General features: G+C 35.7%; 33 protein-coding genes, 1 tRNA gene, 1 pseudogene and 1 riboswitch. Of the genes and pseudogenes, 11 read left to right on the plus strand and 24 right to left on the minus strand.

What is annotated here, in order from left to right:
- Positions 1-13: 13 nt before the first annotated feature.
- From ACOSV2_RS08620 to ACOSV2_RS08655, 8 genes are all read right to left on the minus strand, one after another.
- Positions 14-1699, minus strand: coding sequence for a terminase large subunit domain-containing protein (locus ACOSV2_RS08620; RefSeq protein ID WP_428974758.1), 1686 nt, complete (start codon positions 1697-1699; stop codon positions 14-16).
- Positions 1671-1982 (minus strand): P27 family phage terminase small subunit, encoded by a 312-nt coding sequence (locus ACOSV2_RS08625; protein ID WP_428974759.1) that lies wholly within the window; start codon positions 1980-1982, stop codon positions 1671-1673. Before ACOSV2_RS08625 ends, ACOSV2_RS08620 begins: the two co-directional genes overlap by 29 nt.
- Positions 1983-2123: 141 nt before the next feature.
- Entirely contained in the window at positions 2124-2438 is a 315-nt protein-coding gene (locus ACOSV2_RS08630; RefSeq protein ID WP_428974760.1) for an HNH endonuclease, read from the minus strand.
- A 72-nt stretch (positions 2439-2510) separates the two neighbouring features.
- The gene (locus ACOSV2_RS08635) at positions 2511-3266 is read right to left on the minus strand and encodes a hypothetical protein (protein WP_428974761.1); all 756 of its coding nucleotides are present in this window, start codon (positions 3264-3266) and stop codon (positions 2511-2513) included.
- A gap of 270 nt (positions 3267-3536) precedes the next feature.
- Positions 3537-4091 (minus strand): tyrosine-type recombinase/integrase, encoded by a 555-nt coding sequence (locus ACOSV2_RS08640; protein ID WP_169212201.1) that lies wholly within the window; start codon positions 4089-4091, stop codon positions 3537-3539.
- 575 nt (positions 4092-4666) lie between these two features.
- Positions 4667-5035, minus strand: a complete 369-nt coding sequence (locus ACOSV2_RS08645; protein WP_428974762.1) for an ArpU family phage packaging/lysis transcriptional regulator — start codon at positions 5033-5035, stop codon at positions 4667-4669.
- 245 nt (positions 5036-5280) lie between these two features.
- Positions 5281-5802, minus strand: a complete 522-nt coding sequence (locus tag ACOSV2_RS08650) for a hypothetical protein (protein WP_428974763.1) — start codon at positions 5800-5802, stop codon at positions 5281-5283.
- Positions 5799-5999 carry an XtrA/YqaO family protein gene (locus tag ACOSV2_RS08655; protein WP_428974764.1) on the minus strand — a complete coding sequence of 67 codons (201 nt, stop codon included), beginning with the start codon at positions 5997-5999 and terminating at the stop codon, positions 5799-5801. The genes ACOSV2_RS08650 and ACOSV2_RS08655 overlap by 4 nt, the downstream gene beginning before the upstream one ends.
- A 467-nt stretch (positions 6000-6466) precedes the next feature.
- On the opposite strand from ACOSV2_RS08655, the gene ACOSV2_RS08660 reads away from it, so the two are divergent.
- Both ACOSV2_RS08660 and ACOSV2_RS08665 read left to right on the plus strand, forming a co-directional pair.
- Positions 6467-6616, plus strand: a complete 150-nt coding sequence (locus ACOSV2_RS08660) for a hypothetical protein (protein WP_428974765.1) — start codon at positions 6467-6469, stop codon at positions 6614-6616.
- Between the two features lie 108 nt (positions 6617-6724).
- Entirely contained in the window at positions 6725-6877 is a 153-nt protein-coding gene (locus ACOSV2_RS08665) for a hypothetical protein (RefSeq protein ID WP_428974766.1), read from the plus strand.
- 103 nt (positions 6878-6980) lie between these two features.
- Here the strand turns inward: ACOSV2_RS08665 and ACOSV2_RS08670 are convergent, their stop codons facing one another.
- The 7 genes from ACOSV2_RS08670 to ACOSV2_RS08700 form a co-directional block, all read right to left on the minus strand.
- Complete coding sequence (locus ACOSV2_RS08670) at positions 6981-7370, minus strand: RusA family crossover junction endodeoxyribonuclease (protein WP_428975087.1); 390 nt, start codon at positions 7368-7370, stop codon at positions 6981-6983.
- Between the two features lie 9 nt (positions 7371-7379).
- Positions 7380-7583, minus strand: coding sequence for a hypothetical protein (locus tag ACOSV2_RS08675; RefSeq protein WP_428974767.1), 204 nt, complete (start codon positions 7581-7583; stop codon positions 7380-7382).
- A gap of 4 nt (positions 7584-7587) precedes the next feature.
- Complete coding sequence (locus tag ACOSV2_RS08680; RefSeq protein ID WP_428974768.1) at positions 7588-8445, minus strand: DnaD domain-containing protein; 858 nt, start codon at positions 8443-8445, stop codon at positions 7588-7590.
- Positions 8446-8455: 10 nt separating this feature from the next.
- Positions 8456-8800 carry an AbrB/MazE/SpoVT family DNA-binding domain-containing protein gene (locus ACOSV2_RS08685; RefSeq protein WP_428974769.1) on the minus strand — a complete coding sequence of 115 codons (345 nt, stop codon included), beginning with the start codon at positions 8798-8800 and terminating at the stop codon, positions 8456-8458.
- 218 nt (positions 8801-9018) lie between these two features.
- Positions 9019-9267 (minus strand): hypothetical protein, encoded by a 249-nt coding sequence (locus tag ACOSV2_RS08690; RefSeq protein ID WP_428974770.1) that lies wholly within the window; start codon positions 9265-9267, stop codon positions 9019-9021.
- Positions 9264-9782: a helix-turn-helix domain-containing protein gene (locus tag ACOSV2_RS08695; RefSeq protein ID WP_428974771.1), complete on the minus strand. Its 519-nt coding sequence runs from the start codon at positions 9780-9782 to the stop codon at positions 9264-9266. The genes ACOSV2_RS08690 and ACOSV2_RS08695 overlap by 4 nt, the downstream gene beginning before the upstream one ends.
- Positions 9783-9958: 176 nt before the next feature.
- Positions 9959-10204, minus strand: a complete 246-nt coding sequence (locus tag ACOSV2_RS08700; protein ID WP_428975088.1) for a helix-turn-helix transcriptional regulator — start codon at positions 10202-10204, stop codon at positions 9959-9961.
- A gap of 155 nt (positions 10205-10359) precedes the next feature.
- On the opposite strand from ACOSV2_RS08700, the gene ACOSV2_RS08705 reads away from it, so the two are divergent.
- Positions 10360-10740, plus strand: coding sequence for a helix-turn-helix domain-containing protein (locus ACOSV2_RS08705; RefSeq protein WP_428974772.1), 381 nt, complete (start codon positions 10360-10362; stop codon positions 10738-10740).
- 259 nt (positions 10741-10999) lie between these two features.
- A riboswitch (cyclic di-GMP riboswitch) is annotated at positions 11000-11086 on the plus strand.
- Positions 11087-11112: 26 nt separating this feature from the next.
- Positions 11113-11247: an anti-repressor SinI family protein gene (locus tag ACOSV2_RS08710; protein ID WP_428974773.1), complete on the plus strand. Its 135-nt coding sequence runs from the start codon at positions 11113-11115 to the stop codon at positions 11245-11247.
- Positions 11248-11586: 339 nt separating this feature from the next.
- Here the strand turns inward: ACOSV2_RS08710 and ACOSV2_RS08715 are convergent, their stop codons facing one another.
- From ACOSV2_RS08715 to ACOSV2_RS08730, 4 genes are all read right to left on the minus strand, one after another.
- Positions 11587-12684 (minus strand): hypothetical protein, encoded by a 1098-nt coding sequence (locus ACOSV2_RS08715; protein ID WP_428974774.1) that lies wholly within the window; start codon positions 12682-12684, stop codon positions 11587-11589.
- A gap of 191 nt (positions 12685-12875) precedes the next feature.
- Complete coding sequence (locus ACOSV2_RS08720; RefSeq protein ID WP_428974775.1) at positions 12876-13127, minus strand: NUMOD4 domain-containing protein; 252 nt, start codon at positions 13125-13127, stop codon at positions 12876-12878.
- A gap of 17 nt (positions 13128-13144) precedes the next feature.
- Positions 13145-13984 (minus strand): hypothetical protein, encoded by an 840-nt coding sequence (locus tag ACOSV2_RS08725; protein WP_428974776.1) that lies wholly within the window; start codon positions 13982-13984, stop codon positions 13145-13147.
- Positions 13985-14127: 143 nt separating this feature from the next.
- Positions 14128-14949: a zinc-dependent metalloprotease gene (locus ACOSV2_RS08730; RefSeq protein ID WP_428974777.1), complete on the minus strand. Its 822-nt coding sequence runs from the start codon at positions 14947-14949 to the stop codon at positions 14128-14130.
- 312 nt (positions 14950-15261) lie between these two features.
- Between ACOSV2_RS08730 and ACOSV2_RS08735 the strand changes: the two genes are divergently transcribed.
- From ACOSV2_RS08735 to ACOSV2_RS08745, 3 genes are all read left to right on the plus strand, one after another.
- On the plus strand, positions 15262-15462 hold the full coding sequence (locus ACOSV2_RS08735; RefSeq protein WP_428974778.1) for a hypothetical protein: 201 nt from the start codon (positions 15262-15264) through the stop codon (positions 15460-15462).
- A gap of 108 nt (positions 15463-15570) precedes the next feature.
- A complete protein-coding gene (locus tag ACOSV2_RS08740) occupies positions 15571-16059 on the plus strand; it encodes an ImmA/IrrE family metallo-endopeptidase (RefSeq protein WP_428974779.1) in 489 nt (162 codons plus the stop codon).
- 66 nt (positions 16060-16125) lie between these two features.
- Positions 16126-17577, plus strand: a complete 1452-nt coding sequence (locus ACOSV2_RS08745) for a recombinase family protein (RefSeq protein ID WP_428974780.1) — start codon at positions 16126-16128, stop codon at positions 17575-17577.
- A gap of 167 nt (positions 17578-17744) precedes the next feature.
- On the opposite strand, the gene ACOSV2_RS08750 is transcribed toward ACOSV2_RS08745, so the two are convergent.
- The 3 genes and pseudogenes from ACOSV2_RS08750 to ACOSV2_RS08760 form a co-directional block, all read right to left on the minus strand.
- Complete coding sequence (locus tag ACOSV2_RS08750) at positions 17745-18629, minus strand: hypothetical protein (RefSeq protein ID WP_428974781.1); 885 nt, start codon at positions 18627-18629, stop codon at positions 17745-17747.
- 100 nt (positions 18630-18729) lie between these two features.
- The gene (locus ACOSV2_RS08755; protein ID WP_428974782.1) at positions 18730-19497 is read right to left on the minus strand and encodes a hypothetical protein; all 768 of its coding nucleotides are present in this window, start codon (positions 19495-19497) and stop codon (positions 18730-18732) included.
- Between the two features lie 207 nt (positions 19498-19704).
- Positions 19705-20418 (minus strand): annotated as a pseudogene (locus ACOSV2_RS08760) (ATPase, T2SS/T4P/T4SS family); the annotation flags it as partial.
- 218 nt (positions 20419-20636) lie between these two features.
- On the opposite strand from ACOSV2_RS08760, the gene ACOSV2_RS08765 reads away from it, so the two are divergent.
- A complete protein-coding gene (locus tag ACOSV2_RS08765; protein WP_428974783.1) occupies positions 20637-21275 on the plus strand; it encodes a cupin domain-containing protein in 639 nt (212 codons plus the stop codon).
- Between the two features lie 80 nt (positions 21276-21355).
- Positions 21356-21427, plus strand: a tRNA-Gln gene (locus ACOSV2_RS08770).
- Positions 21428-21657: 230 nt separating this feature from the next.
- On the opposite strand, the gene ACOSV2_RS08775 is transcribed toward ACOSV2_RS08770, so the two are convergent.
- Positions 21658-22038: a Spx/MgsR family RNA polymerase-binding regulatory protein gene (locus ACOSV2_RS08775; protein WP_397553401.1), complete on the minus strand. Its 381-nt coding sequence runs from the start codon at positions 22036-22038 to the stop codon at positions 21658-21660.
- Positions 22039-22256: 218 nt separating this feature from the next.
- On the opposite strand from ACOSV2_RS08775, the gene ACOSV2_RS08780 reads away from it, so the two are divergent.
- On the plus strand, positions 22257-22955 hold the full coding sequence (locus tag ACOSV2_RS08780) for a helix-turn-helix transcriptional regulator (protein WP_428974784.1): 699 nt from the start codon (positions 22257-22259) through the stop codon (positions 22953-22955).
- Between the two features lie 81 nt (positions 22956-23036).
- Entirely contained in the window at positions 23037-23282 is a 246-nt protein-coding gene (locus ACOSV2_RS08785; RefSeq protein ID WP_113970494.1) for a DUF2626 domain-containing protein, read from the plus strand.
- Positions 23283-23329: 47 nt separating this feature from the next.
- Here the strand turns inward: ACOSV2_RS08785 and ACOSV2_RS08790 are convergent, their stop codons facing one another.
- Positions 23330-23965, minus strand: a complete 636-nt coding sequence (locus ACOSV2_RS08790) for an MBL fold metallo-hydrolase (protein WP_428974785.1) — start codon at positions 23963-23965, stop codon at positions 23330-23332.
- Positions 23966-24157: the final 192 nt, after the last annotated feature.

The raw sequence follows: 24157 nt of genomic DNA on the forward strand, positions 1-24157 counted from the left end.
TATTCACCTCCTTTTAATAAGAGAAGGATTTAAAGATTTTTTTAATATTTTCTTCCGTTAACGGAAGCATTTCCTCCAGCTCTGCATCATGTTGCAAGGCATGTAGAAATGCAAAAAAGCCATCCGTCTTTCTGAGACGTGGCTCGATTTTTTCATAAGTGATGTTCCCTTTGCTATCCCTCTTAATATAGACATTGTTCGTAAACCAACGCATCATCAGATCGTCTTCAGCGAACACCACATTTTCATACGCAAATAGGTCTTCTACTATTGGCTCTAGTTGTGTATGAGTTTTGCTTCCGCTCCTGGCAATGACCAACTTATCAAAGCCCGCATTTTCAAACTCTTCCCTTAAGTAATTGATTCGGTACATATCTGCCGTAATAAACTTTATGTCATGGAACTGGGCTTGTTCAGCAAACCACTTCACCAAATATTCCGGCTTGTTCGTTTCTTCTTTGATGATAGTGACAAGTCCTTCCTCAATGGCTAACTCAATGTCAACTTTGAAGTTATTCATTAGTAAGGATTTATGATTGATGAACGTATGTTGTTTAAAGAAACGCTTCTTACCCTGTTTAAAAAACAATCCTACCACAGCAAAGTCTTGAGTATCAGAATAATCAATCGCCCCAATACAAGCAGCATGTTTGAATTCTGGGAACTGATGCTTAGTAGCAGCCTCTATCTTTTCCCAAGATGCTACAAGGTCGTAGGTGTCCTGTGATGGGATATTCATTCGCTTTGTCATAAATTCAAGTTTTGCTGACTTACGATGCTCGATATTCTTGTACTCCGTTTCCATCTCCAGCTTCAAGTGCGGAAAGGAGTTAATGGATGGATTTGCTTTCTCCCACATTGAGAAGTCATGAACTTCTTCCGAATCATCAAGTTTACAGATGAAGGGGAATAATCGACTGTTTTTTATTTCTCCAGTGAGGACCATTTTGGCTTCTTCTTTCATTTGATCTAAGAAACCGCCACGAATATTCCCATCAGTAGTAATGTAAAACCGTCGTGGCCGAGGGACCTTCCCCAAGGCGGAAGTGAATACTTTTATATTTTCTTCATCTTCATAGGCATGGACTTCATCAAATATGATGGCTCCTGGTCTAAGACCATCCTTTGTTTTCGCATTGTTTGTAAAATACTGAAGCTTAGACTTTGTTTTATAAAAACCGATGGACTTCAACGTTCGTTTAAAGAGCTTCTCTAATTTTCGCCAATGGTTATCTAGTGCTTCCCACACATCCATAAATGAGGTCTTTGCTTGCTCCTGGCTTGTAGCAACGATGGCCACATCGTACTTGCGGATTTTTTGTTTGGAGATCAGATAAAAAGCAAGCGCTGCAATGAATCCGTTTTTCCCGGCACCTCGACCCATCATTAAAAAAAACTCATTAAATACCAATGAGCCATCTTCTTTATAAGTGAGTCCCACCACAAAAGCAGTAACGAATTTTTGCCATACTAACAATTTAAAAGGGAAATACTTTTCAATGCTACTGATCGCTTCCTCAATTTCATCATGGTCAATGTGGATCCGGTCTTTCTCATCTTCCAGTTTCTTTTTTAGGTATTCGATTAGTTGCTGTACTTCTTTTGAAACAATGATCTTACCTTTTTCAACTTGATCAAAATAGAAATCAATGTGCTTATTGTATTTCACTTTACCATTCACCGTTATCACCATCATCATCTGGTGCAGCTTTCAAACCTAACTCGGATAAGATTTTCAGCATTTGACCATTGGTTTTATTTAGGTCATTAATAGCTGGATTCGATTTGTAGCCTTGTGAGGACAGAACTTTGACTCCCAACTCTTCGATATCTTCAATGAGCTTATTTTTCAAATCCCACATAGCAAGATAGTCTTGTACCAAATCTTCATAATGAGTACCTTTGATTTCCTTATCCTTAAGTTGCTTGGTTAGATCTGCTTCAATTCTTTTCCTTTGCGCTGCACTCGTTTTTCTCGCCAAACATCCTCCCTCCCTTCCATTTATTTTCCAATAAATGTAATTTAGCATAAGGACAGCCGAAAAATATATTTAATCGTCACCCTCCCCCGTTGTACGGGTTCCCAAATAATTCGGCAAATTATTTGACCGGGGGTGTTTTAGTCACCACCTTTCTTCATTGATGAAGAATGATTTCTTCTTATTTATCTCTAGGCGATCATGTTCATCGTTGTGACAATGAATGCAAAGTGTTTCTAGGTTCTCCATTGATAAAGCGAGTTGTGGATGTGTCTTAACTTCTTTCTTGTGATGAACCTGTAGAGAAGTTAGTGTAACTTTTCCCTTACGTTTGCATCTCTGACATTCATTGTTATCACGCTCTAATGCTTTCTTTCGTAAATTCCTCCACTTCCTACAGTTATAAAACTTTATAAGTTCATTCTCGTTTATTAGTTTGATAATTTGTTCTTTATTCACAGTAAATACCTCTCCAAAATAAAAAGCACCCTTTTTATTGGATGCTGACAAGTATTTAAACCCATATATAATTTAATTTGCTGCCTTTCTTTTTAACCTTCCTACCTTTTTGTAAGTCAGAGAACCAACTTCTTTCATTTCTACTAAAGATACTTTGGAGTAAAAATAATTTTTGTTATAAGGAGCTACAATTAAGTATTCATTATATGAATCAATCACAATATAATTCTGCTTATCTTTATTGAAAGTAAAGTATTTTTCAGTCATTCCTGCTGATCCGAAACCATATGAAGCAGTTACTGCACATAAGGTTAACCAGAGAATAACAACTGACAGATAATATCTCCCTTCCCTATAAAACTTATATAGGAACAATGCAATGATTGGAACAAGCGCTCCTGTAGAACTGCTAAGTAGCATATACACACCATATATTTTATACATTCCAAATACCATATAACCACTAAGTAACGTAACTATTAATGATGATATAAATGCAAGCTTCCGTAAATATTTTCCCTTTTTCACATTTTTATTATTTTGTTCACCTATTTTTTTTGCAGTCTTAAAGAATATTAATGAGCAAATTGCTCCCAAAAAAAGAATAGGTGAAATCTTTAATAATGTTGATGTTATTCTAGTTATACTCAAATCAATCCACATACTAGGAACCTTATAATAAGCTAAGTAGGAAACTTTAAATAAATATGTCAGTGCATAACTAAGTGCAGTCAATGGAGCTATAAAGAGTAAAATGTCTTCTTTTGAGAGCCTGGAGTTCCCTGACCTTTCTTCACCAACCTCATTACACTGTTTTGAAACTTCCAATAAAATAACAACCTTTCTATATAGTGTAATATCACTATACCAAAAGGCTTAATTCAGGAACACCATATATCACTCACTTTTTTATGTTTTTGTACTGCTTTTGAGCTTATTTTTAGGATGATTTACAACAGTTGAATTATCTTCGTTATATAGACTGTTAAATTGGCGTAGCGCTATTTATTCCAGTCATACTAACGTTTAAGTCATTTTCCCTCTATGAGCTTGATATAGGTAAAATGAAGACAATTAAAGAAGTCATAAAAAAAAGAACTATAGCACCAAGTTGCTTCTACGCTTGTCTTTTTCATCCTGGCTTATGCCAATATAGCGTAATGTATAACTTGGATCCGCATGTCCCATTTGTCCTTGCAGGTCTGCAACATCGTTGAATTTTTTGTAATAAAAATAGCCCCAGGTTTTACGCATTGAATGCGTCCCGATGGCTTCTAGTCCAAACTCTTCAGCTGCTTCTCTTAAAATCACATAAGCCATTGCTCTTGTGATCGGTTTGTTTTTTCCATTTCTGCTCTTAAAAAGGAATTCATCCTTAGGCTTATCCTTCGTGTATTCCCTTAGTTCTTTCTTTACCGCATTGGATAATTTAATTCTCTGGGCTGGCCGTCTCTTCTTTAATGTCTTTTGCCTCTTATAAACAATGTGCCATCCTTCTACATCTCTCACTTTAAGCTTAAGAAGATCAGCAATGGCCATCCCGGTATTGATTCCTAATAAGAACAGGATATAGTTTCGCCTGTTTTTCTGTTTTAAATAGTCCTTGATGTCTTGAATGAGCTCTTTGTCTCTAATGGGCTCGACTAAATTCATGTTTTAACCACATCATTTCAGTCCTCCTTTGGAACATAAAAAAATAAATGACTCCATATAGTGCCGTGACATTCATTGGGAAGAAGATTAATCCGTTATTATGTGAGTAATGAACGACAGAATCAACAACGCAACTTACTCTACAATTTTATTTTTGAAAGGAGGACGCAGAGAGCCACGGAACTATATGCAGTCATTTAATTAAATATCTGACTTGCTTCAATCACCCAAGAGGAATAGCTAGGATTAAAGTCAGTCACAATTGAGATCCATTACATTACTGGACACACTCAAAAGCTTTTGCAAAGAATTTCACTTTGCTCCCCCGTAGCTATCGTGCGCAATACAGCTAGACTCCAGTTGCTCCCCTTGTTCAGCTGGCAACCTTCTTAGTCATTCGATACACCCGAGCACGTCAACGATATGGGGTTAGACGCTTTTCCCAAGAATTTCTTCCTAAGACAAGCGTACTTTTTTTAAAAGACAAAAAAGGTCCCCAATTTATCCCCCATTTTGTCGGCATTTTCTCGGTAAATTATCGGTAATTTGTCCGGTTTCTCTAGGTTACTTCTCTATTAGTCCAAATCAAAGTTAACAGCCAGCGCCTCCAGAGCGTCGTTTTTAGTAGAATAATAGATGTCTTTCTTGAGGTGAAGCTCTTCCATTATGAATAAATCACTTTTGGATTGTACATCCAAATACTTCATTTCAATAATCTTTCTCTCACCTTCCTGCAGGTCGTCCATAATTGCCCTAAATTGGTGATATGTTAATTCCTTGCTCTTCCTTTTGTTCGCATTCTGTCCTTCGTTGAATAATGATTGCTTGACCCCATGAGACTCGGCAACTTCTTTATTCTTGTACCAAGTAATCAATGGACGCAATTGTTTCAACTTTTTAACTGTCAATTTTCTTCTCTCTTTAGCTTCCTTCTCATGAACCATATTGCTCATCCCTTTCCGAAATCTTTACTGCTTCTTTAAATAAATGCTGCATTCACTTTCTTCTTGGTATTGGATAAATTGTCCCAGTTCGTTTGCCTAAGAGATACTGGTTGACCACAAAATTAATTGTATAAACCAATACCTTTTCATTTACACATCAATCACCTTCTCAAAATAAAAAGGACACCAATCAAAACACATTTGTAATGTGCTAGATTAGTGTCCTCCAGTTGGCTAGTAGAACATTATATTTTTTTTCTATGCTTTTTCAGATATTCTGAAAACTTTTCAAAAACCTCTTCTATTTGCTTTATATTATTTATTATCTCTTGAACACTTGTAGGACCATAATATATTTCTGGATTTTTTAGATCATTATTCAATTTATTTAACACTTCTTTTAAAAGGACATAATTAATAATATTATCCAAATCAATATCCTTAGCATGATATTCGTTAACCAAAGTATTAAGTATCTTCAACTTTTTTAAAATATCATTATAAACAAGATCTCGTTCATTATCAGGAGTACCAGTATAACCCAAAGGAGTAATAACCTTTAGATATAATTGTAACGCATTTAGTATATCCGTCCTAATATACTCTAGTTGTTTTGCTAATTTTATAGTAGGGATTAGTTCAGACCTTTTTCTTTCCTTCTTAAGTTGGCTATTTTGCAGTAACATAATAAATATTGCTGTTCCACCAGTGAGAAGCCCACTAATCAACGCCCCCCAAAAACCATCTGACAAACCAAACCACTTCAAAACTCTTCCCCCTCATTCCACCTAATACGTTTTACTTTCCCCTGATGCGTAACAATATTCGTTTCCCCGTGAGGAGGTAACTCAGCAACCTTTGCCTTCCCATCACACACCACAACCGCAAAGCTTCCTTCTTTATCCATTATATCAATTTCTAGTTTTAAAGTACTAGGGTTAATTTCCAAGTCTGATAGTCTCACTAAGACCCCTCCGATGTTATAATTAAGCTGGCTGGCCGGGAGAAATCCTGGCTTTTTTCATTTAATTCTAAATAAATTATCTATTGTTATAAATTTACTATCTAAACCTCTTCCAATTATAATGGTATGGGGTGATTTTAATTGAAAGAATGCGAGATACTATTAGCTATAAAGAGATTAGGATTACTATTTAAAGAGTTTAAATCTTGCAACTCTCCTAAAGCGAGAGAAAAAATAGATAAGGAAATTAAAGTCATAGGTGAGAAGATTCATCCTCGAAATGATTAATAAATACAATCTGTTAATTCCATTTCTACAAAAATGCATAAAATAATATATTCCATTAAAAATGGAAGTATTTCAATGTATTAGCTGGATTAACTAGGCTATTTGAGCCAAAATAACGAATTAACAACATCTCACCAAATGGTAAAATATACCCATAAATAATTAAGTGGGGTAAATACATGAAATTCAACTTAGGTGATAAAGTCATATACGAAAATGAAGAGTATACAGTTTATTGGATTTATGATAGTGAATACATTGAAATAGCCCAGGGATACTCTAACATTAAACTTGTTCATTTCTCTGAAATCGAGCAGAAGATGTTGTGAATTTGTCACTTTTTTCATCAAAAATCATTTTAACTATTCCATTATTCTGTAAATAAAGGTAAAATTATCCTAGTAGTTATTTCGGCAATCGTAAGAAAGGTGATTTTATTGAACTCATTAATTGTTTTATCAGAAGAAAAGCTTCAAGATATACTAGTAGATTCAAAAAGAGTTGGAACTTCCATAGACTTCATAAGACTGGTTGAAGATGCAATTCAACTTAAAATAGATTTAAAAGAAATGAACACGTTCCTAAACTAATCATTACTTAGAAATCTTAGAACTTCTAATTCTATTAACAGGAGAAACGATGCTCATAGTCGTTTCTCCTGTTTTTTTATTGATCAATGGGTACCACCATAATCTAAATCCGAGGCTTTTCGCTGAACCACTTACTAGCTAATAACTCCACTACCTGGCTATCATCCTTCCAGAGGATCTGGTTACAAGCGTCTTTGATTCCTTTCACGTAGTTGTCTACATCAGGTTTTGTCACTGGTCTTAATTCACCACTCTCAGCTGCAGCTAACTTCTTTTTGCTGAAGTTCTTTAACGTTGGCTTATATACCCTGATAAACAACTGAAGTGGTCCTTCAAACAGTTTCTTCGGTCGATGCTCAGCAGCAACCAGCTTTACATACTTCTTAAAGTCCTTAGATTTCTTAGGATCATATGCCCTGGCAAATCCTCCTTGAGAGCTAAACCGAGGTCTCCCTTGGGCTACAGGAGTTCCATAGACCGTAAATTGAATCATCTTCATTACTCAAAACCACCCATTCTCAGAACTCTCAACATTCCTGTTTCTAAATTTTGCGATGGCTAATTCTTGCCTTAAATCATAATAATTCAGGTTATAAATGCTTGTCCCACTCTTCGTTTCAGTAACACCTAACGTAAGGAGCTCACTGATCATCCCCTGTGACTTCGTTTCCTGACTAAATTTAATAGAATCAAATAATACACCCATTACATTACCCCCTTTTAAATGCTAAAAGCTCTGCTTCAAGCTTTGCCTTTTCTTTCTCAAAGTCATAGTCACTAGGCTCGCTGCGTTGATTCTGTGTAGAATTCTTATTCTCCTCAAACCAATCTGGTAATCTCTCAGTACGAATGGGTCTGACTTTTCCGGAAGACCTCACAGGTGTTCGCTTTGTCCTCTGCTCCTTAAATTGCTGTTGCTCTGCTCGAGACTGCTCCAAAGTTCTAATCCCCTTCTGAGACCAATTCTTAAGAATGGCTTCAACATATCCCCATTTCTTAGTCCCTTGCTCTACAGCAATCTTCATGGCCTCCATTACCAATTCCTCACAGAGATCATCACACCAAGACACAATTTTTTGCGGTATATAACCTCCTAAAATCCCAAACCCTTCTTGCTCGTAAAACTGAAACGGATTGAGCGATGCAGGTGCATCATCTACTACATCTTCTTTTAGTTTCGTTTTGTTTTGTTTATGTTTAGGTATGGTCAACTGTTGGTCATCGGATTGGTATCCATATTGGTATCCGGATTGGGTATCGGATTGGTATAGCGATTGATCAACTGAGTTGACCAATGACTTTACCTTATAGATGGGAGCCTTCCCTTTCTTTCCTTTTTCGTACTCAATCAATTCATTTTCGATAAGCTTTATTCGAGCATTAACCAGCCCTTGTTTAGAAAGGCCAGTTAATTTCTCTACTGTGGAGTTGGGCGCATTGAATCGTTCTTTCCAGCCAGCCATATTGTTTATAGCCATCAGTGTGTGCCATAACGCAATTGCGCTGGTATTAAGATCGTTCAGTAGCAACCAATCCTTAAAAGCTTTGAGTTCCTTTAGATAATTCAAGTCATCACCTCTATGCTTGTCTTACGTATGAAATTGCTGCTGAAATGGATTCCCTATCTTCTTGGTTCGTTGCGTCTGACAAAGCATTCTCAAGCCATGTGAGCGTATTGTTTTTTGTAACATCCGTTTGATAAGGTCTGAAGACAATACCTCCATGATCCAGAAACATTTCTAGTGGGGTGCCACTATTCAATCCCTGTGTTTTTCTAATCTCCTTTGGAATAACCACTCTACCCAATTCATCAATCTTTCTCACGATTCCAGTTGCCTTCATAGTGCCTCTTCCTTCCATACACATATTGCTTTGGGTATACTCATCTTTCTCTATTCTCGTGATAACCGGATGTTCAAGCATTTGTTTCACCTCCTAATATTGGTAATGCACGAAAGTTGCTTTCACATTCATTCACGTTATATAATTCTTTTTGCGCATAAAATAGTGAGATGCAGTAAGCTTTGGTGCCAGCCTTAGCTTCCTGCTTTTTTTGTTTTGTTTCTAAGTAAAAGTGTTTTTTCAAATGAGGAAAGCTTTAACCATTCACCTGCTTTAATTTTCAAGTCCTTCACCCCTTTCTAGCTTCGATTCATCATGACGTTCACAAATGTTTGAGTAATATGATGTAATTCATCGTGCTTTACTTTCTTCTCTGCCAATCTATCAAGCTCTTTAATCGAGTTAAGTAGATCTACCGCTGATAACATGGCTTCTTTGTATTTTCCTTCTTCCATTCTTTCCTCAATTGCCTGAATCGAATTCCAGGAGCATCTTTGATGTTGCACTGCCTTACGTAAATCTTCATTTTTAAATGTTTGAGTGATCACTTTTGTAACCTCCGTGCTTTTAGGGTTAATCTCCATTGTTTGAAAATCTGTATCATCGAGAATTGATATTCTTTAGATATTAGAGCGACAAGGTTGATCATACTGGCTGCAGCATCTAATACTTCAAACGCAACCTTTTTCATTTCCTCTCGCTCTGTATCGCTTTGAGATCTTACTGGTTTGTACCAACATGCTTTTTCGAGATGTTCTAGAGCTTCAAGTGATTCCTTTTTGACCAGAAGCATCATAGCTGTTGGATGATGTTCAATGAACTCTCCGTTTAGATAGGGTATAGATACATCCCCAGCTGATTCGTTCCATCTAACGAAATAGTATTCTTCATCGTCGATTGCTTCAGCTGTTAGAGCTCTTAAATCTCTAGGGAAACGCTGTCTCCCCGTTTCGTACTTTGCAATGCTTTCTCTTGAAATCGGAAGCTTTAACGATAGTTGGTGTTGTGTTATACCTTTGCGCCTTCTCGCACTAGCAAGCTCCTCCCCTTCCATGACTTTCATAAGGGTTGCTCCTTCCTTTACCTATATATGGATTTCAATGTTCGGGCTGAGTTCATAAAATGAAGTTAACTTGCTTTTTCAGATTTTTGTTTGCGTTCTTCAATGATTCTTGGAACTGATGTTTTTAAGAAGTAGCTTAGGATTTTTTTGATTGTTTCATCTGATGGTTGGTTCATTTAGATCACCTTCTTAACATTACACGAATTGTGACATTCATCTTCAAAAAAAATCGTCCATTCTAAATCAAGTACTTTCGAAATCTTTTTAGCATTCGGAACAGATGCATTTCTTTCTCCACTTTCAATCATTGCATACGTGGATCTAGCTATTTTTGCTTTGGCAGCAACGCTTTGTTGAGTCATTGATTTTTTCTTTCTAATATCTATTAACCATTGCCTTGTAATGTGCTCACCCCCCTTGATGTCACGTTATGTGTAATTTAAGTATATGTCACATATTGTGTAGTGTCAATATAATATTACACTTTTTGTGTATTTTATTTTTTGTCACGAAATGCGACGCTATAATTAACGTTATAAGACGAATATGGACGAAAAAATAGGTTGGAGGAGTTCCAATGTTAAAAAATAAACTAATTGAACTTCGAAAAGATAAGAAGCTACGCCAAGAAGATATCGCAAAAATATTGGGGATTGCCCGAACTACTTATGCTATGTATGAGCAAGGGAATCGTGAGCCTGATTTTGATACATTAAATAAAATCGCTGACTTTTTTGAGGTTACAGTTGATTACTTACTTGGACGTGATCAGAAAAATAAAACTAAAGAAGATACTCTTGAGGAAGTCAACAAACTCGTTAAGGAGTATGGCATAGAGCAATTTGGTTTCTTTGATATTGAAAAGTGGAAGGATCTTTCTTCTGAGGATATTGAGGAGATTAAGAAGCATTTTGAGTATGTTGTGTTCCAGGCAAAACAAAGAAATAAAGAGGACTAAAATAGCCACACAAAAATGCTCAGAGAAGATTCTCCGAGCTTTTTTCAGTAGAATTCAATTAAATCCCCCTTTCGTATTATAAGGTCAGCCAGATATTTCTGGTTGACCATTTTTTATATCATATGATTACGGTAGCCGGGGTAGAACGGAAGCCCCCGTGAAGTGCGACATAAACTGAAAATGTTGTCGAACTTTTTGTTTTATATTTTATTTATTACGGTAAACGGTAGTGGTACTATTATTTTACATTTTTCTATATTTTTGAAAACAGGAAGCTTTTCGAAAGATTGGGACGCAAAGCTACAGGTCTAAGGTTATAAACAGCAATGACGGCTGAGTTACCTAGAATAGTACATATTTTAGGAGGGTAAAATGTTGACTACTGAAAATACTTGTGAAAATAAACTAGACAAAGAATGGATTGAACTCATTATTGAGGCTCGTAACCTAGGAATTTCTATCGATGAAATTAGAGAATTTCTAAATAGATCATCTCGTACTCTATGAGGTCTAGATGTTTTATATTTGCTTCGCTCTATGGATCACATACTCAATAAAAATTTAATTTTGTCGGTGAGGTTGCTACAATTCTAGAGGAAATTAAGAAGCATTTTGAGTATGTTGTGTTCCAGGCAAAACAAAGGAATAAAGAGGACTAAAATAATTGCACCAAAAGAAGCTCAGAGATATTTCTCTGAGCTAAGGAATATTTTCTATTAGTAGAATAAAGAATAATTCACACATTTTAATGGTCCAGAATGGAGTCCATTATAAAAAGAATATCGTCAAATATCCTTTTATTATAAATATTTTATTAGCTTCGTTTAATAATCGTACAATTTAAATTCATTTTCTATTAAAAAACTCATCAATTTCCTTTTTAAATGAATCGAATTTATCATTGTACTCCTTCATCGATAACCCTACTGGCATATAAATAGTGAAATACCTATCGTACCCATCTTGCCAAGCTGTTCCAGTACTTTCTCCAACTTGAACCCATGTTAAGTTGTTGTGTTCAACATATTTACTGCCAGTTTCAAAACAAGGCATCTTAATTGCCAATTTTTGCTCATACATAAAAGGGAAACCTGAAGAATTGCCAACAATCTTTCCTTTAAATTTATATTTTATATATACCCCTTTTATGATCGTCTCAGCAAGCTTGTTGGGGATACGTGACCAATTTACAGTCTTATGTGAAGAACCCTCTTGCAATTCCCTTAGACTTTCAATAGTTTTACGAGTAGTTAATGCAATTTCACCTTTATTTTTATTATATTTTTTATAAAAATTTAATACTATTACCGCTGCCATTAAATAATCATTACCTAATGAATTTAATTGTCTATTAAATAATTTCGCATGTAGCTCAGTCAATTCCTGATGGACTACTCTAATAGCATTATCTACATCTAACTCTTTTTCTGTCATACTTTCTAGTTCTTTTTTAAATGATCGTTGCATACCATTATGTTCAGTAATAAAATGTTCTTTGCTTAATATAATTTTCGTTCCTTTAAATGATCTACTAATACTTGATACAGGCTCACCAGCATGTTGGGCATAATTCCTTAAATTGTAAATAAACCTATACTCAAAACACCTATCATATATTTCAGATAAAGCTAAATCAAAGAATTCCCCATAGCTTTTTTCCTTATTTCTACTTAAAAAAGTTCTCCAGCGATCAATAAAACCTTTATAAGCACTCAAATAATTATTTAACTGTCTTATAATTTTATTTGTAGACCCTTTTTCGTCTTCTACACACTTTATGTATTCATTAAATTCCTCGGTGATTGGTTGCATAAAATTTATTTCTTTCCACAGAGAATTAAGTTTTTCGCATGCAACATTAATTTCGTTTCCTTCAATTTTTTCTATTTCTTTTAATATAGTAACTGTACCTTCATTTATTTCCAAAACCCACATCTGATTCATTTCATCCTCCTTATATAAAATTTATTATAATTAATAGGTTGTATAAAGTTCTTATTGGAAATTTAGATAGTCTAGGTTATTTTAGCAAAAACACTACTAATCTACTTTTAACCTGTAAAAAATATAGGTCAAATCATATAAGATAAAAGACTACTTGATTTCAGTAGACCTTTTATAAACCTGAATGTAGTTCACTTATATATTATTGTTTTAGTTCCTTTAAATTCAGTGTCATTCGCACCTGGGAAGGCTGCTTTCCATAATTCAAATACATTATGATTAGATGCCTTACCATTTTTATATAATTTAACGATATGAAATCCATATTCGTCCCCACACCTTTTAAGTGTTCTTTTAGATCGGTGTGAATACACCTTTCCGGATTCGGAGATATCATATAGTCCTTCATAACCTATAATCGGTTTATACAATTCCTTTCTCATAATTCTCCTCCAGTATCTTAGTTTAGAAAAGCCCCTATTCTCCACTGATTCCATTGATTTTTCTTCTTGCTTCTCCCCGGAACAACACAGTAGTCATTAATAATTGTTTCTTGTCCAATAAACTCTATCGGCAACTCATTATAGTTACTTAAGACAAATGAGGCGATAAACCTACGTGCTTCTTGAATGCCATTTACTAATTGGTTCAACTGGATTGATTTTCCGTTATAAACTTTATCTACAGAATAATTCATTGATAATTTACTTCCGGTAATAATGAAATGTAACTCGTTTTCCTTGTTTATATGACTAATAATTTGTTTTGGCATACCAGAGGACCGCCTTTTTGATTTAAAGCTAGGGATTACTTCAATAAAAGATTGGACTAAATAGGAGAGCACCGAGTCACTTAACTCGATTTTTTGCAAACTATCCTTAACATCATTCCAGTTGTATTCGAGAACTTCAGTATCTTTGCTGGATAATAATTTCTTATGTGCTGATATTTGCCCCTTATCCAACATTCCTCTTATTTTAAATTCAAATAGTAAATTAAAATTCTCACCGCAAATCCATGCATCAGGTATAGATCCTGAGTTATCTTCTAAATCAGAGGAAGAAAAGCTGTTTTTATATGGTGCGATTCCAATTACATACTCTAGTAATTTTGGGTCTTGAGGACAAAATTTCTTTCTTACCTTGGCAAAAGTGTTATTAAAATTTAAGTTATCGGATTCATCCTTCAGTAGATTTTTCAAAAAAGGCTCTATGATTTGATAGTTATTGTAACTGAGAATGCTCATTAAAATATGAGTATAATGATCTTCTTCTTGTCCTTGGTATTTAAAAAGATTCATGTACTCCTCCGTGTTAAATCAGATATACGTTAAATATAGCACAAAATAACTACTAATCTAATAATTACCTGTAAAAATATAGGATAACTTATTCTAGTACATACAAAAAACCTCCCTCAAGAATGAGAGAGGTTAAATTTTAATTACTGACCATACCAAACCTTATTATTCTGTATCTGAGTATTATGTGCTGGATGCCAGTAATCGACAGAATAAGAATAATCATAGTTCATAATACAACGAATTCCACTTCCTTGTGCATCATGACCTAACCCGTAGTTATGAGAGAACTCATGTTGAGCTGCTTTAGATGTGTTTGTCACTCCTTGGTCTAAGTTAACGCTGAATGCCGTTCCTGGATCTGAAGAATAAACGTAAGCAATTCCTCCAGCATCAAAGTTAGCATCCTTTGAGAAACCTACTACAAAGTCGTAACTGTAACCTGACCAATCCCTGCTTAGGTCTGCTAAAATTTGTGAGCTGTTTCCACCTTGTGAAGTCCAATTCCCTACTGCTTGTACTTGGAAATCAATACCGTGATCTCTAATGAATGCATCATCTGCGTTTTCGACGATTTGTTGCACTCTGCTTTGCCAGTCACTATATGTAGCACGGTACTCTTCGTCTGCTACTGCAAGAACTGTTACAGTTCTATTGGCTGCAGCTGCTGCTTTTTGAACAGATTGCTTTTCTTTTGAAAGTGTACTTTTGGTAGTCGATGATTTTTTCACTTTCCCTTTTTCATCTAACTCTACTACTTTAGTAGACTTCTCGATTTTAGCAGGACCTTTATCAGGTGCATATTCCTTGGCCTTTGGTAATGAATCGATGTAAGTAGTTGATGGGGCAGCGTGGTCATGATCGTGATGGTCTAGGTCTGTTGGCTGTACCTTTGCTAATCCAATGGCAGGTGCGACACAAATTGATAAAGCTAGAGTAGTGGAAGCAATTTTTTTCAAGTTCATAGAGAACCCTCCTTTTTTGGTATAACTAACAAATTCGGGGGATTCTTCCTAATACCTTTTAATTAGAGGTTGAGAAAGTTCGGGTTAAAAGCCCTATGAGTATTCGAGGTATTTCTACTAATTTGGTGAAAATTTTCGTTGTTTCACTAATATCTTCAGAATTAAATTAGTGAATAATAATCAGTTTGAAATATCTATCATCAAATCTAATAATTTCCTCTAATTAATAACTACCATTTTCTTTATTTTAAGCCAATATTGAAAATTTTCGTGATAATATTATTTATATATTATTGTTTCGGAGGTTTTAATTTGCTTTTCCCCGTAATTGAAGGACCTGTTTCTAACAAAAAACATGCTATTAAAAACTCTAAAGTGACCGAATGCGGGATTCCTTATCCTGATTTTTATGAAGATGATAAAGAGGCGATGAAGGCAATTTATTTTAGAGAAGTTAATGAACTTTCATGTCAGATGTGTAAAGAAAAAATAGAAAACCTTTTAGAAAATTAATTTTACAGGACTAATAAACTACTTTATTACCCCTTTCCATATTGGAAGGGGTTTAAAATCGTTGAAAATACGAACGTATGTTTGTATAATATTACCGAGGTGAGCAAAATGTACCAATTATCATACAGGACCACCGGGTTAGAAGATTGGGTTTCTCGGTTCTATTCTAGGATCGGAATAACAAATCCAGATTCAATTAGTGAGGAACGAATATCTAGGTTCCTAGGCATTTATGTAAAGAAGAAACCTATCCCGAGCAGCTTCCATGTAATCGGTAGATATCAAGACATCGTAATTGATAGTAGAGAACCCATTGAAAAGCACAGGGAGATTTTCTTCCATGAATTATGCCATATCCTTAGACACTCTGGTGTTCAAACAATTATGCCTGCTTCGTTTAGAGAGCTCCAGGAATGGGATGCACATCATTTTACTCAGTATGCATCTATCCCCTATCACATGATTAAATACATTCCTATCAATGATCGAGATGTGATTAAAAAAATGTCTGATATGTTCTTGGTATCTCCAGAACTATGTGAAGAACGATTAGAACAAATTATTCGAAGGAATCAAATTCAAAGAAGCATTTACTAAATTACCAATCTCTCTATTTTTTTGTTCTTAATTTACAAGTATTTTAGTTTTAAAGGAAGTGGTTATATGAAAGCAGCAGTATATGTCCGTGTTAGTACCACTGAACAAGCATCCGAGGGCTACTCTATTCGAGCACAGACAGACCGTTTAAAAGCTTACTGTGTATCCCAGGGATGGGATATATTCGAAATCTATATCGATGATGGCTACAGTGCTAAAGATACGAACAGGCCAAACCTGGAAAGAATGATAAAACATATTGAGCAAAACTTGATTGATTGTGTCTTAGTTTATCGACTGGATCGTTTGACTAGATCCGTACGGGATCTATATAACATTTTAGAAACATTCGATAAATACGATTGCAAGTTCAAATCAGCAACCGAAGTATATGATACGACCACTGCAATGGGTAGAATGTTCATAACCATAGTGGCTGCATTAGCCCAATGGGAACGAGAAAACACCGGGGAAAGAATTCGCATGGGTATGGAACAAAAAGCACGTGAGGGAAACTGGGTAATTAATCGATCTCCATATGGTTACGATTTAGATAAAGAAAACAAGACGCTTACCATCAATAAAGAAGAAGCTCTTATTGTAAAAGATATATTTGATTACTACCTTAAAGGGAAAAGTACAATTAAAATTGCTGTAGAATTAAATCGGTTAAATATCCGAACAAGGAACGATGCAATTTGGAGTGGTTTTAGAGTGAACTATATCCTTTCCAACCCTCTATACATTGGAACTATGAGATATAACTTTAGAGTAAACAAGGAAAATTATTTTGAAGTGGAAAATACTCATCCTCCTATCATTTCGAAAGAAACTTTTGAGAATGTTCAGAGGATTAAAGATAGTAGAAGTACATCACATCCAAGGGCAGCTACAAGTAAATTTATTTTTTCGGGTGTAGCAAAATGTGCACGCTGTGGATCCCCTCTATCCGGTAAACATGGTTATTCGAAAAGAGGAAATAAAGAATATCGTTCTCGAGGCTATATCTGCAACAGGAAAGTTGTTGGAGAATGTAATCAACGATCTATGGCAGAACGTTATATAGAAACTCAGTTCATTAAGTATCTAGACTCATTAAGAATTAATCCAGGTATAGTAGAAGACATTACTTATGAAGATGAGATTGATGATAGCCAAGATAGAATGGACTTATTAAATAAAGAATTAAATGAAATTGATAAACGGAAGAAAAAGTGGCAATATGCTTGGGTAAACGAAATGATTAGTGATGAAGATTTTTCTGTTCGAATGGGAGAAGAAAAAACTAAAGAGGAAGATGTAAATAAGCAGCTATCTTCTCTTCAACCAGCTGGGGAAAAAATGAACACTGAAGACCTTTCAGAAATTCTCCTAGACTTAAAGTCAAACTGGAATCAGCTTGATGCATTGGAGAAAAAAATGTTGCTTCAGATGTTCACCAAAAAGATTGTGGTTGACCGGGTTAGTAATCAGTTGAAACCTGATTGTTTGGAGATTAGAGAGGTTGAGTTTTATTAAATTTAAATGCTCAAAACACCTAGAAATGTCTAGGTGTTTTGTTATTTTCTTCTTCCATTATACCTCCCTATTGGGAGGTTTCACACTTATTCAACAGGCCTGTCCTTAAATTGAGAACTTGAACTCAAAATATTTATATTTTTTGTTAGACATATCTGTAGAATTTTTTAACGCTCTCCAGTTTTACCGAGTTTTATCATTGCATGGGTCAGATAACTGAATATTGCAAGCAGAAGGCTAAAAAATAAGATTAGAACAAGCCATTTCGTAGCGACATCATCATAAGTGTTTTCCAGATATGGAAGCAGAGTGCTCGGGTAGCATATTCCTACAACTGTCGCATAGCCAAGGACTATCAAACCACTCATAACATACCTTGGTCTTCCATAACCTTCGAGAATCTTCTCTTGTTCTTCTTTTTGTATCTTCAAGATGTTCACTTCATCCTTCAGCTGGTCCCGTTCTTTTTCTTTGTCTCCGTAATTGTTAGTAGGTTGTAAATTCCTCTTATAAAAATTTGCTGGTTCATAATTCTGTAAATAATCTATCGGTGACTTAGGTTCCGATAAGATATCTATGATGACTTCAAAAATACGTTTGTACCAAAGTATTCTGTCAGGGTATTTCAACTCTCCATGCTGCAAATTAAATTCTTGAAAAGTCGACACAGGGTGTTTTTCATCTACACTGTCGAACATTTCTTGTTTGATCTCTTTCAATTGCTCAAAATACGGCCTCAGTTCATCAATCGTCAAACGATCATATTCTATTTCGTGAACAATATCCTCAAGTTCTTTCCCTTGGATCATTAATTCGATACTATCATCATCGATTACAAAATCGTTTAAATCATCTTCGAACAGATACTTTTCCAACCCATCAATCAACTCGTTTTTAGTACCAATATCATTGTTAATTTCACGAAGCCTTCGTTTTATTCCGCTATGCTCACTGGAAATCGAGATGACTCGACTCACAAGAAATCCACCAATGATAGCCACAAGTGCAGCAGTAGATGAGATAATCGTCGTTAATAAACTAGTTAAATCCATTTTTGTCTCCTTTCTATTGAAATTTTAACCAAGGATAATATAAATATCTCTTTGCCTAAACAAGTTAAAAACATTACAAATAATAAAGGCATTAAGTATATTAAAGTTCATTTATCTCCGTTATATTTTCAGGTGAAACAAAACCATCTTCATTTAAGAAAACCATAAAATTTTTATCAGGATCCCAATATCCTGTCTTTTTAAATAAAACATACTCGATTGCCTTTAGTACATACTCCGAAGGATTAAAATAATTGATATCCTCAAAGTTCACAAGGAGTGACAGTTTCATCGGTTTAGCACTTGCTTTCCATTTTTCAATTAATTCAGGCATATGAATAATTTTGCTAATATCCCATATGAATTCTGGACATTCTCTTATATGTCTTACATTTGAATTATTTTCAGCATCTTCCTTAATCAAGAAACCATTTATACATTTATCTGAATTAAAACGATGAAAAAGCATCTCATCCTTAAAGCTTTTTCCCATAAAATGAATTAAAGGTGGTGCCCCTTCCTCATATTGAATACTAATACCAGAATCAGCAAAAAAAGAAGAAAAAATATCATTTTTAATTATAGATTCTATATTTAAGATTCCATTTTGTTGAAAACTACTTTCATCTATCCCAGAAGTAAGGTGGAACATAAATAATTTATCAGGAAGAATATCATCTTTACGTAAATTAAAATATTTTAATACGTCTTCTATATAAATATTATTATATTTCCATAATTTATCTATATTGCTAATTCTGTCCTTATTGCTATCAATAAACATAACCAGAGTTTCTTCGTTAGTTCCAAATAAATCAGATAAAGATTTTAAAGTTGTTTCAACTGATGAACAATCTAGTATTCTCAATTTTTTTCTCCTTAATTAGTTTTTTAAATACGATAATAAACCATCAATGTGTACCCAATTTTTTCAAACCCTTTTATAATAATTGCAATCATCCAATAATTCCTATTTTTCAGCAATACCCTTCATCCATTAAATCGGCCTTTAGTCGAAGATACTTCTAGGTTACATATACATATTTAACCTTAAATATCTGCATGGTTCTTTTAATATGACTGAGTGACCAGTTAAGCTCGCCCTTATTGCAATCTCCGCCGTTTCCCGATCGCGGATCTCCCCCACCATGATAATATCCGGGTCGTGTCGTAAAATCGCTTTCAAGCCGGTGGAATACGTTATCCCGGCTTTTTCATTCACTTGTATTTGTACCATATCCTCATACATCTTCTCCACGGGATCTTCCAGTGTGATCACATTGCGATTCAAGGCTGCCGAACAGTGGTGAACAAGGGAATACAAAGTCGTTGTTTTCCCACTGCCGGTCGGTCCTGTGAATAAAATGAGACCATGAGAATACATCAGTAGTGCGAGTAATTTTTTTGCAGATGAAGGATACAGGGACATTTTATCGATTGGTATTTGATATTTTTGGGGGAGTATTCGAATGACGAGACTTTCTTTTAAATGAGTGGTTGGTAAGGTAGATATTCTGAGAGATAGAGGTGTATTACGAACGGTAAGACTGAAGGAGCCACTTTGCGGCTTTCGTTTTTCTCCAATGTCCATGGAAGCCATGAACTTTAAATGGGCTATCAATCGTTCTGCCTGATCCGGATCAATCGTCTGGAACGGTACTAATACCCCGAGCTTTCTAAACTGAATCAAGTAATCTTTCGTTCTGGGTATGACATGAACATCTGTCGCATCACTGCTGAATGCTTCTCCAATCATCACTTCCGATAGGGATTCTACTGAGTGAAATATACATGTGCACCACCTTTCTGTTTTTCTAACTTAAGATATACGACATTAATTTACAATATCCTTCTTTTTCTTTTAAATTTTTCTCGCCAAATACTTAAGGATAATTGAAATCATTTCTTCCACGACTAAATTCAAACCCAGTCATTCACACAATCACCCCACGCCCATATACATAAAAAGAATAGAAATCATAAAATCGAAAGCGGTGACAATATCCCATGAGTAAATACATGGATTACACCTCTCCGGAAGCTCAATTCTTTTTTGATGTTAATAAAAATCCCTTATTTAAAAAAGACAATCAAAATCTAATAAATATCTTAGGGGTAAATCAGTTGAATACGTTGGATAACTCTTCCCTGCTTGATATCTATTTAAGTAAACATAATTTCGTGGAACCACACTACCATCAGAACGCAGCTGAACTAGTTTATTGCATTTCTGGTGGAGCTGTTGTTTCCATGCTCAATCCATATACTAAGGAAGTCTTGAATTTCCGTATTTCACCTGGACAGGTGGCAAATGTTCCACAAGGCTGGTGGCATTATGAGGAAGCAACGAAAGATCAAACTCACCTTTTAGCCATATTTAATGCATCTACCCCTGAGGTGATATTGGGCTCTGACATCTTAAAATTCACCCCTTCAAGCGTCATGGCTTACAATTATTGTATGGATGAATCCGAGTGGATCAAAACGACAGAAAAAGTGAAGCCAAGTACTTACATCGGTCCTGGCTGCTTAGAACCAGAAAGGCATTTATCTCAACGACAATCCCATTTCACCTATTCCCCTTACCATTATCAATATCAGCCAAACCCTTGTTATTATCGTCAGTGTATTCCAAAAACCTTTTAAAAATCCTGGAGGAACTTTTTTAAAATACAAATGAATAGAATGGCAAAATACAACCATACTATATTTTGTAAAGACGACAATGGGCTATAGCCAAGCGGTAAGGCATCGCACTTTGACTGCGACATGCGTTGGTTCGAATCCAGCTAGCCCAGTATTAAAAGCGGAGGCGGCTTGCTTAGCCCCGACAAGCACAACTGGGAAGTCCCAAAAGGCGTTTTTTGCCTTATGGGACTTTTCAGTTGTGACCTCGAGGGGCTAGCCGCCGGAGCTAGATATTAGAAAAGCGGAAGCGGCTTGTTCAGAGGCGACAAGCATTGAAAACGGCAGGCACTTTTCAAAAAGTGCCTGCCGTTTTCAATCCATCCTATTTTTCATTATGCATTCAGCTGCTTTTCTTCAACGGTCTGTTCTTGTTCGCAAGGCTTTGTAATCCTTCTGGATTGTATCCGACCACCAGCTTTTTACCGTCTGTTAATAAAGGTCTGCGAAGAAGTTTTGGCTCTTCAATAATTAATTTAATCACTTCTGATAGAGGTAAATCGTTCACATCTTTGCCTAAGTCTTTGAAGGTTTGGCTTCTTGTAGCCAATATTTCATCAAGTCCATCGGTGGTCAGGGATAGTAGCTCCATTAGTTCTCTATGGGTAGGTGTCTCTCTGAATAGATGTCTTTCATCAAAATCAACGGAATGGGCAGTTAGCCATTTTTTGGCTTTTCGGCAAGAGGTACAGCTTGGATAAGTAAAAAATGTCAGGTTATTCACTTTCATGACCTCCTTAAATTTGAGCTTGCATGTTCATAATACGTTAAACATATTGTACATTAGTTGTATAACCTTTGTATAGTAATATCCCTTGGAAAATTGTGAACTTTTTATAAACAATGAATGAATCAAGCTATAATAGGCTTTCCATTCATATCCATTCTTTTTCTTGAGGCTTATAATAGAGTTATTAACCACAAAATTGAGGTGTTCCTTGAATGGATATGACACTGAAGGTTACAAGCGTCCTGTCAGACCCGACCCGGTATTCCATTTACTTGTACATTAGTGAGAGAAAACATGAGCTTTCAGTTCAAGACATCGCCGAAAAGTTTCATATTCACCCGAATGTTGCCCGTCTACACCTATCAAAACTGGAAGAGATTCGAGTCTTACAATCAGAATATGTCAAGACCGGCAAAGGCGGCAGGCCAGGCAAACGATATATTCCTTCTGAAGAAGTCGTCCAGTTATCCTTTCCTCCTCGTGACTTCCGTTTACTTAGCGATCTCACCATTGCCTCATTAGCAAAGCTCGGAGAAGAAGGGTTCAGGGTTTTGGTGGAGACAGGATATGAGTACGGTAAAAGCTTGGTGGACCACTACCTTGAAAGCCGTAACCTATCCTTAGTTGGAGTAACACAAGCTGAAAAGGTGCATGTTTTATCACAAATAGCCAAATCGATCGGCTTTACTTTAGATGAGTCAATCAGTGATGCGGACCCCATCAGGTTCCACTATGATCATTGCCCTTTTAATGAAAATGCTCAGCTGGAACCCGTGTTCATATGTGGTTTACACAACGCGTTATTAAAAGGTATGTTTGAAACTCTATACTCTGTGGAAGAATTTAAACAAGAAGAAAATATGATAAATGACTGTTCCACGTGTAGATATCACGTAATCGTCACAAACTAAAAGCAAACGGATATTTACTTTTATGGTAGTATTCATTTATAATATTGAATGATGGACTTAGGGTGCAAAGGAGGGTTACATATGGATCGTATGTTTAGAGTTCTTGGATTTTGGACTGGTATATTTGCTGTAATGTTCTATCTTGGTGATATGACCACGACATCATTAATCTTTTTAGGCCAAACAGGATTCTTCATTATGCTTAGCTATTTAAAACTGTCCGAACGTATGTATATTTACATTTTCGGTGCTTACTTAACAGTGTTCTTTGCTGGATTTACTTATTGGACGACCTTTATGATGACTCCGGGTGCAGGAGGACACTAAAAAAAATTCCCTTTAGCCATAAGCTAAAGGGAATTTTTTTGTGCAATTTAGAACCCATTTAAAAATGGATTTGAATCCATCTCACCTTCAATCGATGTTTCCGGACCGTGACCAGGTAGAACCGTCGTAGTCTCAGGTAACGTTAACAACTTTTCATGAATGCTTGCCAGCAGCTCTTTATGATTTCCTCCAGGCAAATCGGAACGCCCGATACTACCCATAAATAACGTATCTCCTGCTAATACAATTCCACTTTCTTGTACATAATAAGAAATACTACCAGGTGAATGACCAGGCGTTTCAAATAACTGCAACTGAAAATCACCAATGGTCAGATGTTTTTCATTTGTTAATATGTAATCAGCAGGCTTAAGTCGGATCAGGTCACCCATCATGAACAATTGTGACCCGTTTAATGCAGGATCCAGTAACCACTTAGCTTCTTTCTCGTGGACATATACCGGAATGCTATAATTGTCACGTACTTGATCAACTGCTCCAATATGATCAAAATGAGCATGAGTAAGGAGAATGGCTAACGGAGTTAACGAATGATTCTCTAACCACTGAATCAGCTTCTCCCCTTCTCCACCCGGATCCACGACCAGGCATTCATTTTTTGTGTTCCATAGAATATAGCAGTTGGTTTGTAAGGGTCCTAACGGAATTTGTTTCCACTGCAACGTCTCCACCTCCAAATGTGATACTATTATTGTAGCAGAACTTATCACATCATAAAAACATGGTGGATAGAGCGCCATAGAAGTGTCAAATTTTTGACCTCGACAAACAGAGGAAAAAAATATAAAATGTTAATGAGTGCATTTATGTACATATGGTTATCAGGTAGTAAAACGCATTTTAATGAAAGGGGT

The organism is Rossellomorea sp. DUT-2 (genome assembly GCF_052665285.1).